Origin of the sequence: Catenuloplanes atrovinosus, from assembly GCF_031458235.1 — a bacterium.
Lineage (GTDB): Bacteria > Actinomycetota > Actinomycetes > Mycobacteriales > Micromonosporaceae > Catenuloplanes > Catenuloplanes atrovinosus.
Map to the genome: position 1 here is coordinate 321530 of NZ_JAVDYB010000001.1, position 14102 is coordinate 335631.

General features: G+C 72.3%; 13 protein-coding genes. 8 read left to right on the forward strand and 5 right to left on the reverse strand.

The genetic code is table 11. The features are described from left to right. Positions 1 to 137 precede the first annotated feature (137 nt). Positions 138 to 980 (forward strand): hypothetical protein, encoded by an 843-nt coding sequence (locus J2S41_RS01435; RefSeq protein WP_310361959.1) that lies wholly within the window; start codon positions 138 to 140, stop codon positions 978 to 980. Here J2S41_RS01435 and J2S41_RS01440 read toward each other — a convergent pair. Further along, entirely contained in the window at positions 977 to 1480 is a 504-nt protein-coding gene (locus J2S41_RS01440; RefSeq protein ID WP_310361961.1) for a DUF3093 domain-containing protein, read from the reverse strand. The two genes, J2S41_RS01435 and J2S41_RS01440, sit on opposite strands and share 4 nt — an antisense overlap. 89 nt (positions 1481 to 1569) lie before the next feature. Between J2S41_RS01440 and dut the strand changes: the two genes are divergently transcribed. The 4 genes from dut to J2S41_RS01460 all read left to right on the forward strand — a co-directional run bounded on the left by dut (position 1570) and on the right by J2S41_RS01460 (position 3973). Further along, the gene (dut, locus tag J2S41_RS01445) at positions 1570 to 2025 is read left to right on the forward strand and encodes a dUTP diphosphatase (RefSeq protein WP_310361963.1); all 456 of its coding nucleotides are present in this window, start codon (positions 1570 to 1572) and stop codon (positions 2023 to 2025) included. Between the two features lie 43 nt (positions 2026 to 2068). Continuing rightward, positions 2069 to 2755 (forward strand): DUF3710 domain-containing protein, encoded by a 687-nt coding sequence (locus tag J2S41_RS01450; protein ID WP_310361965.1) that lies wholly within the window; start codon positions 2069 to 2071, stop codon positions 2753 to 2755. Positions 2756 to 2849: 94 nt separating this feature from the next. Next, complete coding sequence (locus J2S41_RS01455) at positions 2850 to 3230, forward strand: OB-fold nucleic acid binding domain-containing protein (protein ID WP_310361968.1); 381 nt, start codon at positions 2850 to 2852, stop codon at positions 3228 to 3230. 59 nt (positions 3231 to 3289) lie between these two features. Continuing rightward, on the forward strand, positions 3290 to 3973 hold the full coding sequence (locus J2S41_RS01460) for a DUF3159 domain-containing protein (RefSeq protein WP_310376235.1): 684 nt from the start codon (positions 3290 to 3292) through the stop codon (positions 3971 to 3973). Positions 3974 to 5405: 1432 nt separating this feature from the next. On the opposite strand, the gene J2S41_RS01465 is transcribed toward J2S41_RS01460, so the two are convergent. Beyond that, on the reverse strand, positions 5406 to 6083 hold the full coding sequence (locus J2S41_RS01465; protein ID WP_310361971.1) for a potassium channel family protein: 678 nt from the start codon (positions 6081 to 6083) through the stop codon (positions 5406 to 5408). A gap of 1 nt (position 6084) precedes the next feature. Beyond that, on the reverse strand, positions 6085 to 6750 hold the full coding sequence (locus tag J2S41_RS01470; protein WP_310361974.1) for a potassium channel family protein: 666 nt from the start codon (positions 6748 to 6750) through the stop codon (positions 6085 to 6087). An 88-nt stretch (positions 6751 to 6838) separates the two neighbouring features. On the opposite strand from J2S41_RS01470, the gene J2S41_RS01475 reads away from it, so the two are divergent. After that, positions 6839 to 8872 carry an APC family permease gene (locus J2S41_RS01475; protein WP_310361978.1) on the forward strand — a complete coding sequence of 678 codons (2034 nt, stop codon included), beginning with the start codon at positions 6839 to 6841 and terminating at the stop codon, positions 8870 to 8872. Next, positions 8869 to 10128 carry a class I SAM-dependent RNA methyltransferase gene (locus tag J2S41_RS01480; protein ID WP_310361981.1) on the forward strand — a complete coding sequence of 420 codons (1260 nt, stop codon included), beginning with the start codon at positions 8869 to 8871 and terminating at the stop codon, positions 10126 to 10128. Before J2S41_RS01475 ends, J2S41_RS01480 begins: the two co-directional genes overlap by 4 nt. A gap of 15 nt (positions 10129 to 10143) precedes the next feature. Here J2S41_RS01480 and J2S41_RS01485 read toward each other — a convergent pair whose 3' ends face one another. Further along, positions 10144 to 10329, reverse strand: coding sequence for a hypothetical protein (locus J2S41_RS01485; protein WP_310361984.1), 186 nt, complete (start codon positions 10327 to 10329; stop codon positions 10144 to 10146). Between the two features lie 251 nt (positions 10330 to 10580). Here J2S41_RS01485 and dxs point away from each other — a divergent pair, with 251 nt between their 5' ends. Further along, on the forward strand, positions 10581 to 12530 hold the full coding sequence (dxs, locus tag J2S41_RS01490) for a 1-deoxy-D-xylulose-5-phosphate synthase (RefSeq protein WP_310361986.1): 1950 nt from the start codon (positions 10581 to 10583) through the stop codon (positions 12528 to 12530). 46 nt (positions 12531 to 12576) lie between these two features. Here the strand turns inward: dxs and J2S41_RS01495 are convergent, their stop codons facing one another. Continuing rightward, positions 12577 to 14061: a pectate lyase gene (locus J2S41_RS01495; protein WP_310361989.1), complete on the reverse strand. Its 1485-nt coding sequence runs from the start codon at positions 14059 to 14061 to the stop codon at positions 12577 to 12579. Between the last annotated feature and the right edge of the window lie 41 nt (positions 14062 to 14102).

The following is a 14102-nucleotide window of genomic DNA, read 5'->3' on the forward strand; positions in this document are numbered from 1 at the left end:
CGGTCCGCGGCGCGGTTATGCCACCGGCCACCGGGTCCGGTGGCGTGGATCTGCTTCACTCGATCCACCCGCCATGGCCGGCGTGCCGCACCCTCCGGGTGGGTAGTACCGGTCAGCGGATCGAGGCAGGAGGCGAGATGACGGACGGCAGCGACCAGCAGCGCACCAAGTCCGACGACGTCGTGCCGGCGACCGAGCCGGGCGTGCCGCCCGCCGGGACCGGCGACCCGGAGCGGCTGAGCCAGGCCATCGCGGGCCTAGCCGAGGAGGAGCTGCCGACGCCGGTGCGCCGGCGGCTGCTCGGGCGCCTCGTCCAGCAGGTGCGGACCAGCGGCGCCGGGCGCATGATCCGCCCCAAGGTGGCGATCCAGTGGATGGTCGACACGGTCAGCCAGATCGCGCCGTACGTACCGATCCGTGATCTGGAGACGCTGCGCAAGCATCACCCGGGCATGACCGACGAGGAACTGGCCGACCGTCTGGTGCGCAACGCGTCCCGGGCCACCGCGAGCATCGGCGCGGCCGGTGGCGGCGTCGCCGCGATCGAGTGGGCCGTGCCGCCCACGCTGCTCTCCACGCCCGTGCTGCTGGCCACGGAGACCGTGGCGGTGGTCGCGGTGGAGCTGAAGCTGATCGGCGAACTGCACGAGATCTACGGGCAGCCGGTGGCCGGGAGCGCCACCGAGCGGGCCATCTCCATGCTTCAGTCGTGGTCCAGCCAGCGCGGCGTGAACCCGCTGCTGCCCGGCGCGGGTGTGGGGGCGGTGCTCGGCACGGCCGCGCGCCGCGAGCTGCGCGACATGCTGCTCAAGCGCTTCGGGCGGAACCTGACCACGCTGGGGCCGCTGCTCACCGGCGCGGCCGTCGCCAGCTACCTCAACCGCCGGGCCACCCGCGGGCTCGGCGACCGGCTCCGCGAGGATCTGCGGACCGGCCGCGGCAAGCTCGGCCCGGGGCCGCGGAGCATCGGGAAGTCCTAGGACCCGCCTTGTTCCTTGGCGTCCAGCACGGCCTGTGCCAGCGCGACCGGATGACGCGTGCTGACCACCCAGTACGGCGTGGGGTCGGCCGGGTCGTCCAGCAGCACCTGGACCGCGCCGGAGATCCACGGGCGCTGCACCACGAACGCCAGCGGGTCCGCCGCCACGCCGAGGATCTCCCGGCGGCCCTCCGCGTCCAGCGGGACCACGTCGGAGACGAACCGGACCGGCAGGTGCGCGTCGTCGACCAGCAGCGACGTCTCGCCCTCCGGGCCCGGGCCGACCCCGACCCGGATGCGGCCGAGCGCCCAGAGGCCGAGCGCGGTCAGCGGCAGCAGCACGGCGAACGGCAGCCACGCGCGCAGGCCGGGCGCGCCCAGCCACACCTCCATGGCCAGCGCGGCCGCGGCCGCGAGCGCGACGATCCAGAGCCACCAGGTGACGGTCAGGCGCTCGCGATAGAGGGCGGGCTGCGACGATCGGGTGCCGGGGGGTGCCACGCCAGCCAGGGTACGAGTGCTTCGCGCGGCGCGGCACGGCAGGATATGTGGGTCCGCGAAAACGCCGTCGACGATGAGGACCCGAAGCCGTGACCGAAACCGTGCCCGTGCCGCTGCTGCGACTCGACCCGGACCTGCCGATGCCCTCCTACGCGCACCCGGGGGACGCGGGCGCCGACCTCTACGCGGCGGAGGACGTGGAGCTGGCGCCGGGCCACCGCGCGCTGGTGAAGACCGGCGTGGCGCTGGCCCTGCCGGAGGGGTACGTGGGGCTGGTGCACCCGCGGTCCGGCCTGGCCGCGCGGCTGGGTGTGACGCTGCTGAACGCGCCCGGTACGGTCGACGCCGGCTACCGGGGGGAGATCCTGGTGAACCTCATCAACCACGATCCGGCGTCGACCGCGAAGATCGCGCGGGGCGACCGGATCGCGCAGTTGGTCGTGCAGCGCGTGTCCCGGGCGGTCTTCGAGGCGGTCGACGCGCTGCCGGAGTCGGTGCGGGGCGACGGCGGGCACGGGTCGACCGGCGGGCACGCGGCTCTCTAACCTTCGACATCTACGACATTTCGGTTAATCCGGAAAGGTAATCATGGCGATCTTCAATCGGGGCGGGCGTCACGCGCGCGCCGAGGACACCCCGATCCCGACCGGCTCGGAGTCGGGCGCGACCACCGGGCCGTACGACGCGGCGGACGCGCCCGACGACGTTCAGCGCCTCGACCTGGGCAGCATGAAGATTCCGGCGGTGCCCGGCGTCGAGGTGCGCGTCCAGGCCGGGCCCGAGGGCGTGGTGCAGCAGGTCGTGCTCGGCGAAGGACCCAGCACGCTCCAGCTGATCGCGGTCGCGGCGCCGCGCAGCGAGGGCATCTGGGACGAGGTGCGCGAGGAGGTCGGCGGCTCGCTCGCGGCCCAGGGCGGACAACTGCAGGAGGCGGAGGGGCCGTACGGCGTCGAGCTGCTGGCCCGGGTACCCACTCCGAACGGTCCGGTGGACCTGCGGATCGCCGGCATCGACGGACCGCGGTGGATGGTGCAGGCCGTGTTCCAGGGACCGGTCGCGACCACGCCGGCCAGCGCGCCACTGCTCGGCGAGTGCCTGCGCGGGCTGGTGGTGGACCGCGGCCAGGAGGCGAAGCCGGTGAAGGAGCCGCTGCCGCTGCGCCTGCCAAAGGAGGTGGCCGCGCAGGGACCCGACGGGGCCGCGACGCCACCGGCACCACCGGCGCCGCCCGCCGATGAGCCGCGTCGGCGACCGTCGCCGCGACCGCGTTCCTGATCGTTTACGGGGCGTACTCTGGTCGCGGGTTTGTCCTGACCGGCCGCCGGGGCCCCGGTGGAGGCCAGCGTCGAGAAGGAGTGAGGCCCGCACCATGACGATCGACGAACGCCGGTCGCCGCTGCGGCGGTTCATTCAGCGGCTGACCGCCTCCGAGGCCGAACTGCACGCGGAGGAGTTGCAGCGGGAGAGCGCCGAGTGCGGCGCGATCCCGGTCGGCACGTGCAGCCGCGGCCAGCGGGTCTCCGTGTCCGGCCGGCTGCGCACGGTGGTCTACACGCCCCGGACCAACCTGCCGACGCTGGAGGCGGACCTCTACGACGGCAGCGACGTCATCACGCTCGTCTGGCTCGGTCGCCGGCACATAGCCGGGATCGAGCCGGGCCGGCAGCTGACGGCCCGGGGGCGAGTCGCCGTCCGAGATGACCGTAAAGTCATTTACAACCCTCATTACGAGCTGGAAGCGCCCAGGTGAGCATGACCGGTCCCGACAGAGCAACCGATCCGTACTCGCCCGGTTCCGTCCGGGATGCCATGGCGGCCTCTTCTCCGTCGCCTGCTCCTGCTCCTTCTCCGGAGCAGGAGGAGGAGCGCATTCCGACCATGTCGGAGCAGATGGCGGAGCAACTCGGCGGCGTTCGCGGGCTGATCGAGACCAGCATCCCGGTCTGCGCGTTCGTCGTGCTAAACCTGGTGTGGGACCTCTACCCGGCGATCTTCGGCGCGGTCGGCACGGCGGTGGCGATCGCCATCTACCGCCTGATCCGCAAGCAGCCGGTACGGCACGCGATCAACGGCCTGTTCGGCATCGCGCTCGGTGCGTACCTGGCCGCCCGCTCCGGCGAGGCCCGGGATTTCTACCTGCCGGGCATCCTGCTGACGTTCGCCCAGGCCGCCGTGATGATCATTTCGGTGGCGGTGCGGAAGCCGTTGATCGGCTATATCTGGGCAATCATCGCGGCCGGCGGCAAACACGACTGGCGGCACCATCCGGCGCTGTTCCGCACGTTCCAGTGGCTGACGCTGGCGTGGGCGGCATCCCTGATTCTTCGTGCGGGCATCCAGGGCGCTCTGTGGATCGCCAAGCAGCCCGATCTCCTGGGAATCGCACGCATCGTGATCAGCTGGCCGACATATGTCGGCATGCTGGCACTGACGGTGTGGGCGGTTCGCCGCACACTGAAGGCCTCCCCCATGCCGGCCCCGGACGCCACCTGACACGTTCCGGCGTGGGGTGCGCCGGCGCGCGGTTGTCTCGGGTGCCGTCGCCGCTGTGGGTTCCTCGCGTGCCCGGGAATCGCGGCTCGTCTGATTCCGCGGTCGGCCGGCTGCTTGGCGGGTGCGCCGGTCGATCTCGCGGCCTCGCGCTCGTAGCGGCCGGGAGCCGCAGCGCTAGATCGCGGGTCCCCCCGGGACCGTGGGGCTTCTAGGCCACGGGACCGTGGGGGTTCTTACGCCGCGGGACCGTGGGGGTTCTAGGCCGCGGGACCGTGGGGGTTCTTACGCCGCGGGACCGTGGGGGTTCTAGGCCGCGGGACCGTGGGGGTTCTAGGCCGCGGGGCCGTGGGGCTGCGGGACCGCAGGGCTGCCAGATCCGGGGCCGCGGGCCCGCTAGTTCGCGCGGCTTCTAGATCGCCGGACCACGGGACTGCTAGATCGCGGGGTTACGGCACCGTGGGTATTCGGTCTGCGGCCGGAAGGTCGCCGTATTGAGGGCGAGAGTTGATCGTCCATTGTGGCGATGTGAGGCTCAGGCACGTAATTCCGGCCGAATAACGTGCCTGGGCCTCACAAAGTGAGCGATTGAGCCCGTTTATAGGAAAGCTCGTCGCTCGTGGGCGCGCAGTCCCTTGGTTATTGCGGCGATGTGTGGGCGGGCGCTGAATCGCGTCCCCAATATGCCGAAATTTCGGGCGCGGAGCGCCCGGGCGATCGTCCTGGATGCGCGGCTGTTCACGCGACGCTACGACGGGCCGCGCGCCTGCTCCAGGCCGGGCTTCGCCGGGTCGAGCCACTGATTCACGCGAATGACGGCACGGCGCCATACGGATGGCGGTGAGTCGCGCGAGCAGGAGGTCCGGCGCCATACGGGCGTCGGTGAGTCGCGCGAGCAGTAGGTCCGGCGCCATACGGATGGCGGTGAGTCGCGCGAGCAGGAGGTCCGGCGCCATACGGATGGCGGTGAGTCGCGCAAGCAGGAGGTCCGGCGCCGGTTGGCGCTGCGGGCGGCGGCGGGACCTTCGGTGTGCTGGACCGGGTGCGGGACCGGCAGGGAGGCCGGCCACGGCCGAGCGGTGCCCGCGGGAGCATGCGGAAAGCGGGCACGCCGGAAGCGGGAAATAAACATCGCGAGGTCCCGGCGAGATGGGCGGAGACTCGGCGTAATCGGACAGCATCTTGTCCTGGCTGCTGACACCGCCCGTGCCCGGCAGCCGGTAATCGGAGCCCGATCGCGGAGACTCGCTGCCGCTGCCGCTGCCGCTGCCGCTGCCGCTGCCGGCGCCGCTGCCGGTGCCGGTGCCGCTGCCGCTGCCGGCGCCAGTGCCGGTGCCGGTGTCGATGTCCGGTTTCGTGGGCGCCGGGTGGAGTGCTGTGCCGGCTGCCGCGTGTGGGGCGGCAGCCGGTAGTGAGTGGCCCGGGACGACGTGGGTTAGACGTCGTGGATGGCGGAGGGGCCGAGGATGACGGCGCGGACGGAGTCTTCCACCTCGGCGGTGCAGACGAAGATGAGTTCGTCGCCGGCTTCGAGGGGGTCGTCGGGGCGGGGGACGAGGACGCGTTTGCCGCGGAGGATGGCGGTGAGGGCGGAGTCGCGGGGGAGGGGGACGGCGTGGACGGGCTGGCCGACGTAGGGGGCGTCCGGGGGGAGGGTGATCTCGACGAGGTTGGCCTCGCCCTGGCGGAAGGTCATCAGGCGGACCAGGTCGCCGACCGTCACGGCCTCCTCGACCAGGGCGGCCATCAGGCGCGGCGTGCTGACCGCGACGTCGACGCCCCACTGGTCGGTGAAGAGCCATTCGTTCTCGGCGCGGTTTATCCGGGCGACCACCCGGCCGACGGCGAACTCGGTCTTGGCGAGCAGCGAGACCACCAGGTTGACCTTGTCGTCGCCGGTGGCGGCCACGACCACGTCGCACTGGGCGATCTCGGCCTCCTCCAGGCTGGCGACCTCGCAGGCGTCGGCGAGGACCCATTCGGCCTGCGGTACGCGTTCGGGGCGGAGCATGCGGGGCTCGCGCTCGAGGAGCATGACCTCGTGGCCGTTGCCGACCAGCTCCTGGGCGATGGAGCGGCCGACGTTGCCGGCTCCGGCGATGGCGACGCGCATGTCAGTGTGTTCCTTCGGGTGCGGCGGCGGTGCGCTGGCGCACCCCGGCGGCGATCTCGTCGGTGACCAGCATGAAGACCTGGTCACCGTCCTGGATCATGGTGGACGCGGTGGGCAGGTGGCCGAGGCCGAAGCGCATCAGGTACGCGGTGCGCGCGCCGGCCGCGGACTCCAGCGCGGTGAGCTTGCGGCCGATCCAGCCCTTGTGCACCGGCACCTCGATGATCGAGACGGTGCTGGTCGGGTCGCGGAAGACCTCCAGGTCGCCGGTGGCGAGCACCTGGCGGAGGACCCGGTCGGCGGTCCAGCGGACGGTGGCGACGGTGGGGATGCCGAGCCGCTCGTAGACCTCGGCGCGCTTCTGGTCGTAGATGCGGGCGACCACGCGCGGCACGCCGAACGTCTCGCGCGCCAGCCGGGCCGAGATGATGTTGGAGTTGTCGCCGCTGGAGACCGCCGCGAAGCCGTCCGCGCGCTCGATGCCGGCCTCGCGGAGCACCTCGCGGTCGAAGCCGGCGCCGGTGATGATGGCGCCGCCGAACTCGGGGCCGAGCCGCCGGAACGCGTCCGCGTTCTGGTCGATGACGGCCACGGAGTGGCCGCGGTCCTCCAGGCTGTGGGCGAGGGTGGACCCCACCCGCCCGCAACCCATGATCACGATGTGCACCGAGGCCCCCTGTCCGCCGAAGACGCGATCACCCAGAGCGTGCCATGCGCGATCATCGGGGCCCGCGTTGGCCGTACTCTTACCCGTTGTGGCACGTCCCACCTCACTCGTGAAGCGCCTGCTGCTCGGGCGCCCGTTCCGGTCCGACCGGCTGCAGCACACGCTGCTGCCGAAGCGGATCGCGCTGCCGGTGTTCGCCTCCGACGCACTGTCCAGCGTGGCGTACGCGCCGGACGAGATCCTGTTGACACTCTCCATCGCGGGCGCGACCGCGTACATGTTCTCCCCGTGGGTGGCGCTGGCCGTCGTGGTCGTGATGCTGACCGTGGTGGCGAGCTACCGGCAGAACGTGCACGCGTACCCGTCCGGCGGCGGCGACTACGAGGTGGCGACCGTCAACCTCGGGCCGCGGTACGGCGTGGCGGTGGCCAGCGCGCTGCTGGTCGACTACGTGCTGACGGTGGCGGTGTCGGTCTCGTCCGGCGTGGCGAACCTGGGCTCGGTGGTGCCGTTCGTGGACGAGCACAAGGTGCCGATCGCGCTGGTCGCGGTGGCGCTGCTGACCGCGCTGAACCTGCGCGGCATCCGGGAGTCGGGCACCGCGTTCGCGATCCCCACCTACGGCTTCATGATCATCATCGTCGGCATGATCCTCACCGGGCTGGTCCGGATCGTGGTGCTCGGCGAGCCGCTGGAGGCGCCCAGCGCGGCGCTGGAGATCCACGCGGAGGAGGAGCACCTGAGCGACTTCGCGTTCGCGTTCCTGCTGCTGCGCACGTTCTCGTCCGGCTGCGCGGCGCTGACCGGCGTGGAGGCGATCTCCAACGGCGTGCCCGCGTTCAAGGAGCCGAAGAGCAGGAACGCGGCGACCACGCTGCTGCTGCTCGGCGGCATGGCGATCGTGATGCTGTGCGGCATCATCTGGCTGGCCCGCGCGACCCACCTGCAGTACGTGGAGGACCCGGCGCTGCAGATCGTCAGCGGCCCGCCGAACTACGTGCAGAAGACGGTCACCACCCAGCTCGGCGAGGCGATCTTCGGATCGGGGTCGATCATGCTGTACGTGGTCGCCGGCGCCACCGCGCTGATCCTGTTCCTGGCCGCGAACACGGCGTACAACGGCTTCCCGGTGCTTGGCTCGATCCTGGCGCAGGACCGCTACCTGCCCCGGCAGCTGCACACGCGCGGCGACCGGCTGGCGTTCTCCAACGGCATCCTGTTCCTGGCGGTCGCGGCGGTGGTGCTGATCGTGGCGTTCCAGGCCGAGGTCACGCGGCTGATCCAGCTCTACATCGTGGGCGTGTTCGTGTCGTTCACGCTCTCCCAGGCCGGCATGATCCGGCACTGGACCCGGCTGCTGCGCACCGAGCGCGACCCGGCCGAGCGCCGGCGCATGCACCGGTCCAAGGCGATCAACACGTTCGGCATGCTGCTCACCGGCGTGGTGCTGATCATCGTGTTGATCACCAAGTTCCTGCTCGGCGCGTGGATCGCGATCGCGGCGATGGCCTGCATCTTCGTGCTCATGCTGGGAATCCGGAAGCACTACGACCGGGTGTCGGAGGAGCTGGCGCCGACCGACGAGCGGTACGTGCTGCCGTCCCGCAACCACGCGGTGGTGCTGGTCAGCAAGGTGCACATGCCGACGCTGCGCGCGCTGGCGTACGCGCAGGCGACCCGGCCGGACACGCTGACCGCGGTGACCGTCGGCGTGGACGCGGCGGACACCCGGCACGTGCAGGAGGAGTGGGAGGCGCGGGAGATCCCGGTGCCGCTGACCGTGGTCGACTCGCCGTACCGGGAGATCACCCGGCCGATCATCGACTACGTCAAGGGCGTGCGCCGCAACTCGCCGCGCGACGTGGTGACGGTGTTCATCCCGGAGTACGTGGTCGGCAAGTGGTGGGAGAACCTGCTGCACAACCAGAGCGCGCTGCGGCTGAAGACCCGGCTGCTGTTCGAGCCCGGCGTCATGGTCACCAGCGTGCCGTGGCAGCTGCGCTCCAGCCGCGACCGGGACCTCAACCGGCTCGACCAGTCGCTGGCCCGCGGCCCGGCGCGCGGCCCGCGCGTCTCCTCGTCGCAGGGCACGCAGCCGTCCGGATCGGAGCAGAGCGAGTGACGCAGGTGGAGATGCCCGGCGAGGGGGAGCGGGTCGAGGTGCTGGTCGGCGCCGTGGCGCACGGCGGGCACTGCGTGGCCCGGGTGGGCGGCGACGGCGGGCCGGTGCTGTTCGTGCGGCACGCGCTGCCCGGCGAGCGGGTGATCGCGCTGGTCACCGAGGTGCACCGGGGCTTCGCGCGGGCCGACGCGGTGGAGATCCTCACGTCGTCCGCGGACCGGGTGATCGCGCCCTGCGTCTACGCGCACCCGAACGGCTGCGGCGGCTGCGACCTGCAACACGTGGCGCCGGCCGCGCAGCTGTCCTGGAAGGCCTCCGTGGTGACGGAACAGCTCGCCCGCCTCGGCCGGCTGGATCAAGATCAAATTCGCGATCTGTCGGTACGGGTGGAGCCGCTGCCCGGCGACGGCCTGGGCTGGCGCACGCGCGTGCGGTACGCGGTCGACGGCCGGGACCGCGCCGGCCTGCTCAAGCACCGCTCGCACGAGGTGGTGCCGGTGGACCGCTGCCTGATCGCGCACCCGGCGATCCAGGAACTGCCGGTCACCGCGCGGGACTGGCCGGAGGCGGACGAGGTGCACGTGGTCGCGTCCGGCGGCGGCGACGTGCTGGTGACGCCGCGTCGCGCCGCGGCCGTGCCGGACGAGCCGGACGTGCTGGACGGCGCCTCCGCCGCCGGTGAGATCCGGGAGAAGGCGGTCGGGCGCGAGTGGGTGCTGCCCGGCGACGCGTTCTGGCAGGTGCACCCGGCCGCCGCGGACACGCTGGCCGCGGCCGTGCTGGAGCTGCTGGCGCCGCAGCCCGGCGAGGCGGTCTGGGACCTCTACGGCGGCGCCGGGCTGTTCGCGTCCGCGTTGGCCGCCGTGGTCGGGCCGACCGGCCCGGTGACCGTGGTCGAGTCCGCGCCGCAGGGCGTGGCCGCGGCCCGGCGCAACCTGGCCGGCCTGCCGGGCGTGGCCGTGATCGAGGCGAAGGTGGAGGCCGCGCTGCGCCAGGGGCGGCTGCCGAGGCCGGTGGACCTGATCGTGCTGGACCCGCCGCGGTCCGGCGCGGGCGCGGCGGTGGTCAAGGCGATCGCGCGGACCGGCGCGCGGGCGGTGGCGTACGTGGCCTGCGACCCGGCCGCGTTCGCGCGGGACGTGGCCACGTTCCGCGCGGCGGGGTGGCGGCTGGCGGCGCTGCGCGCGTTCGACCTGTTCCCGATGACGCACCACGTGGAGTGTGTCGGCCTGCTGCTGCCGCCCGCCGGGCGCTGAGCCGCCGGGCCGGGCTCAGCGGCGGCGGTCGCGGAAGCGGATCCAGAGGATGACCGGGATCGCGATCGGCGCGAGCAGCACGGCCAGCAGGCCGATCGCGATCATGCCGAGGATGTGCGCGGCCGCCGGGGCGGTGCGCAGATCACGCGGGGCCGGGTGCGGGTCCCAGCCGGGCTCCGGGTGGTCCGTGGAACGCGGCATGGTGGCCTCGAACGGCGTGCGCGGCGCGAACGGCCGGCGGTGCGGAAGGGGGAGGTTCGGTGAAGGTTGTACTGGCGACTGGGCGTTCATGAAACCGACCTTCTGGATAAAAGCTCCGGATCATCGTACCGCTCTGGGCGATTTATGGGTTTTCAGTCGCCCGGTTGGGTGATGCGGCCGGGGGCTCCTATTGATCACGCGATGGTCTCGGATCGCGGGACGCGGGCCGGGTCGCACTAGACTGGCACCCCATGAGCGTTGAAGAGGATCAGGTCTCGGATGGTCGGTTGCTCAGCAACATCAACGGCCCTCAGGATCTCAAGCGCCTGACGGCGGAGGAGCTGTCGGTGCTGGCCGCGGAGATCCGCGATTTCCTGGTGGCGAAGGTGTCCCGCACCGGCGGGCATCTGGGACCGAACCTCGGCGTGGTCGAGCTCACGCTGGCCATGCACCGCGTCTTCGACTCACCGCGCGACCGGTTCCTCTTCGACACCGGCCACCAGGCGTACGTGCACAAGATCCTGACCGGGCGCCAGGGCGGCTTCGACCTGCTGCGCCAGCGCGGCGGGCTCTCCGGCTACCCGTCGCAGGCGGAGAGCGAGCACGACCTCATCGAGAACTCGCACGCCTCCACCGCGCTGTCCTACGCGGACGGCATGGCCAAGGCGTACGCGCTGCGTGGCGAGGACCGGCACGTGGTGGCCATGGTCGGCGACGGCGCGCTCACCGGCGGCATGTGCTGGGAGGCGCTGAACAACATCGCCGCCACCGACAACCGCCTGGTCATCATCGTCAACGACAACGGCCGGTCGTACGCGCCGACCATCGGCGGACTCTCCGACCACCTCGCCATGCTGCGGCTCAACCCCGGCTACGAGAAGGTCCTCGACCTGGTCAAGGACTCGCTCGGCGCGACGCCCGTGGTCGGCAAGCCGGTCTACGAGGTGCTGCACGCGGTCAAGCGCGGGATCAAGGACGCGGTCGCGCCGCAGTCGATGTTCGAGGACCTCGGGCTGAAGTACGTGGGCCCGATCGACGGGCACGACCAGTCCGCGGTCGAGTCCGCGCTGCGCCGTGCCAAGGGCTTCAACGGCCCGGTGATCGTGCACGCGGTCACCAAGAAGGGCTTCGGCTACCGCCCGGCCGAGGAGGACGAGGCGGACTGCCTGCACAGTCCCGGCGCGTTCGACGCGGAGAGCGGCAAGCTGCTCGCGTCCTCCTCCGTCAAGTGGACCGGCGTGTTCGCGGACGAGTTGGTCTCGGTCGCGGACGAGCGGCCGGACGTCGTCGGCATCACCGCGGCCATGGCCGAGCCGACCGGCATCGCGAAGCTGGCCCGGAAGTACCCCGAGCGGGTGTACGACGTGGGCATCGCGGAGCAGCATGCGGCGACGTCCGCGGCCGGCCTCGCGCTGGCCGGGCTGCACCCGGTGGTGGCGGTCTACGCCACGTTCCTGAACCGCGCGTTCGACCAGGTGCTGCTGGACGTGGCCATGCACCGCCTGCCGGTCACGTTCGTGCTGGACCGGGCCGGCGTCACCGGCCCGGACGGGCCGAGCCACTACGGCGTCTGGGACATGTCCGTCTTCGGGGTGGTCCCGGGCCTGCGCATCGCGGCCCCGCGCGATGCCGCGACGCTCCGTGAGGAGCTGCGTGAGGCGGTCGCGGTGGACGACGGGCCGACCATCCTGCGCTTCCCGACCGGGTCCGTCCCGGCCGACCTCCCGGCGCTTCGCCGGGTCGGCGGCTCGGACGGCGTCTCCGGCGGGGTGGACATCCTGGCCGAGCACGGCACCGCCTCCGACGACCGCAAGGACGTGCTGATCGTCGCGGTGGGCGCGTTCGGGCACCTGGGTGTCGAGGTCGCGGCGCGCGCGTTCGAGCAGGGCTACAGCGTCACCGTGGTCGACCCGCGCTGGGTCCGGCCGGTGCCGATCGAGCTGGTCGCGCTGGCCCGCGAGCACCGTCTGGTGGTGACGATCGAGGACGGCGTCCGCAACGGTGGCGTCGGCGACGCGGTGGCCAAGGCGCTGCGTGACGCAGAGGTGGACGTGCCGCTGCGTGACGTCGGCGTGCCGAACGACTGGCACCCGTACGGCACGCGCGGACAGATTCTGGCAGACCTGGGCATCACGGCGCAGGACGTCGCGCGGGACGTGGCGGCGTGGGCGTCGCGGGTGGTTCCGGCTCGTACCCACTGATCGGTCTGGACCTGGAAAGGGCCCCCGTGCGGGGGCCCTTTCGCTTTTACGTGAAGGTCACGTCCGAGGGGGTGTATTTGCAGGTGGTGCCGTCGGCGCCGGAGCCGGTCTGGGTGGGTTCCCCGCCGGTGGAGTTGCCGGTGAAGCGGGTGCAGACGTCCATCGAGGTGTCGCCGGCGATGGTGACGTTGCGGAAGGTGGCGGCGTCGCCGTAGTTGGCGTTCACCCCGGCCAGCAGGTCACCGGGCGCGGTCGCCCTCACGTTCTCGATCACGACGGTGCGCTTGTACTGGGTGGAGCAGTTGCCGCACGACCGGTACAGCTTCCCGAAGTCGGTGACCTGGAAGTTCTTGATGGTCAGGGTGCCGCCGCCGTTGTGCTGGAAGACCTTGTCACCGGCCTTGCGGGCGCCGCCGCCGTCGACCAGGAAGACCGCGGTGGCGCCGCCGCGGAAGGTGGCGGCGTCCTCGCCGACGTCCTCCCACCACACGTTGATCAGCGTGCAGGTGCCGGCGCAGTGCACGCCGTCCGCGGCCGGGGAACCGATGATCACGTTCTTCAGGGTGGCGCCGTCGGCCAGGTCGAAGATCGGGTCCTGGCCCTCGTCCTGCCCGCTGCCACCGAGGTCACCGGTGCCGTAGTAGCGGGCCATGCCGCCGTCCAGCGTGCCGGAGACCGTCACGGACGCGGCGACCGGCTTGGTGCCGCTCGCGGTCGGCCACGGCGCGTTCGGGGACGTGCCGGAGCTCTGGGTGGGCGCCGCGCTCGCGGTCCTGCTGGCGCTGGGCGCGGGGCTCGCGGTCTTGCTCGGCGCCGGGCTCGCCGTGGTGGGTGCGGGCGCGGCGGTGATCGGTGCGGTGGTCGTGCCCGGGGCCGGGACGGCGCCGGAGGAGGCCGTGGTGGCGAGCACGTCGTCGAAGGAGGCGGACGCCATCGACGTGACCAGGCCCAGCCGGCCCCTGGCCGAGACCGAGCCGGTGCCGGAGCCGACCGGGCTGCCGTCCGCCCAGCCCGTGACGGTCGTGCCGCTCGCCTGGATCCGCAGCGTGTGGAACGTGCCGGTGGGCGCGGCGACCGGCACCGAGCCCAGCACGGTCACCGCGCTGCCCTTGACGCCGTGCAGTTCGGCGGTGCCGGACGCGGTCAGCACCAGGCGGTAGAGCGTGGTCGGGCCGGACGCGCGGGCCGCCACGCCGGCGAAGCCGCCGGGGCCGACCTCGGTCGCCTTGACCCTGGCCGAGACCGCGTAGTCGGTCCAGGCGGCGTCGCCGGCGAGGACGCGGGCGGCCTCGCTGGACGCCTTCGCCTGCCGGTAGACCTTGGAACCGTCGTCGGCGACCGACCAGTCGCCACCCGACTTGGACCAGCCGCTCGGCGCGCCGGACTCGAAGTTCTCGCTGAAGAGCGTGGACGCGTTCGCGGACGGCACGGTGAGTGCGACCGCGGCGGCCGCGATCCCGGCGACGCCGGCCGTGGCGAGGCCCGCGTACAGGCGGCGCCGTGGCTTCCGCGCGGGTTGTTCTGTGGGCATTGCTCCTGCTTTCGTGCGGGGTGCCGGCACGGCGTGGGCGG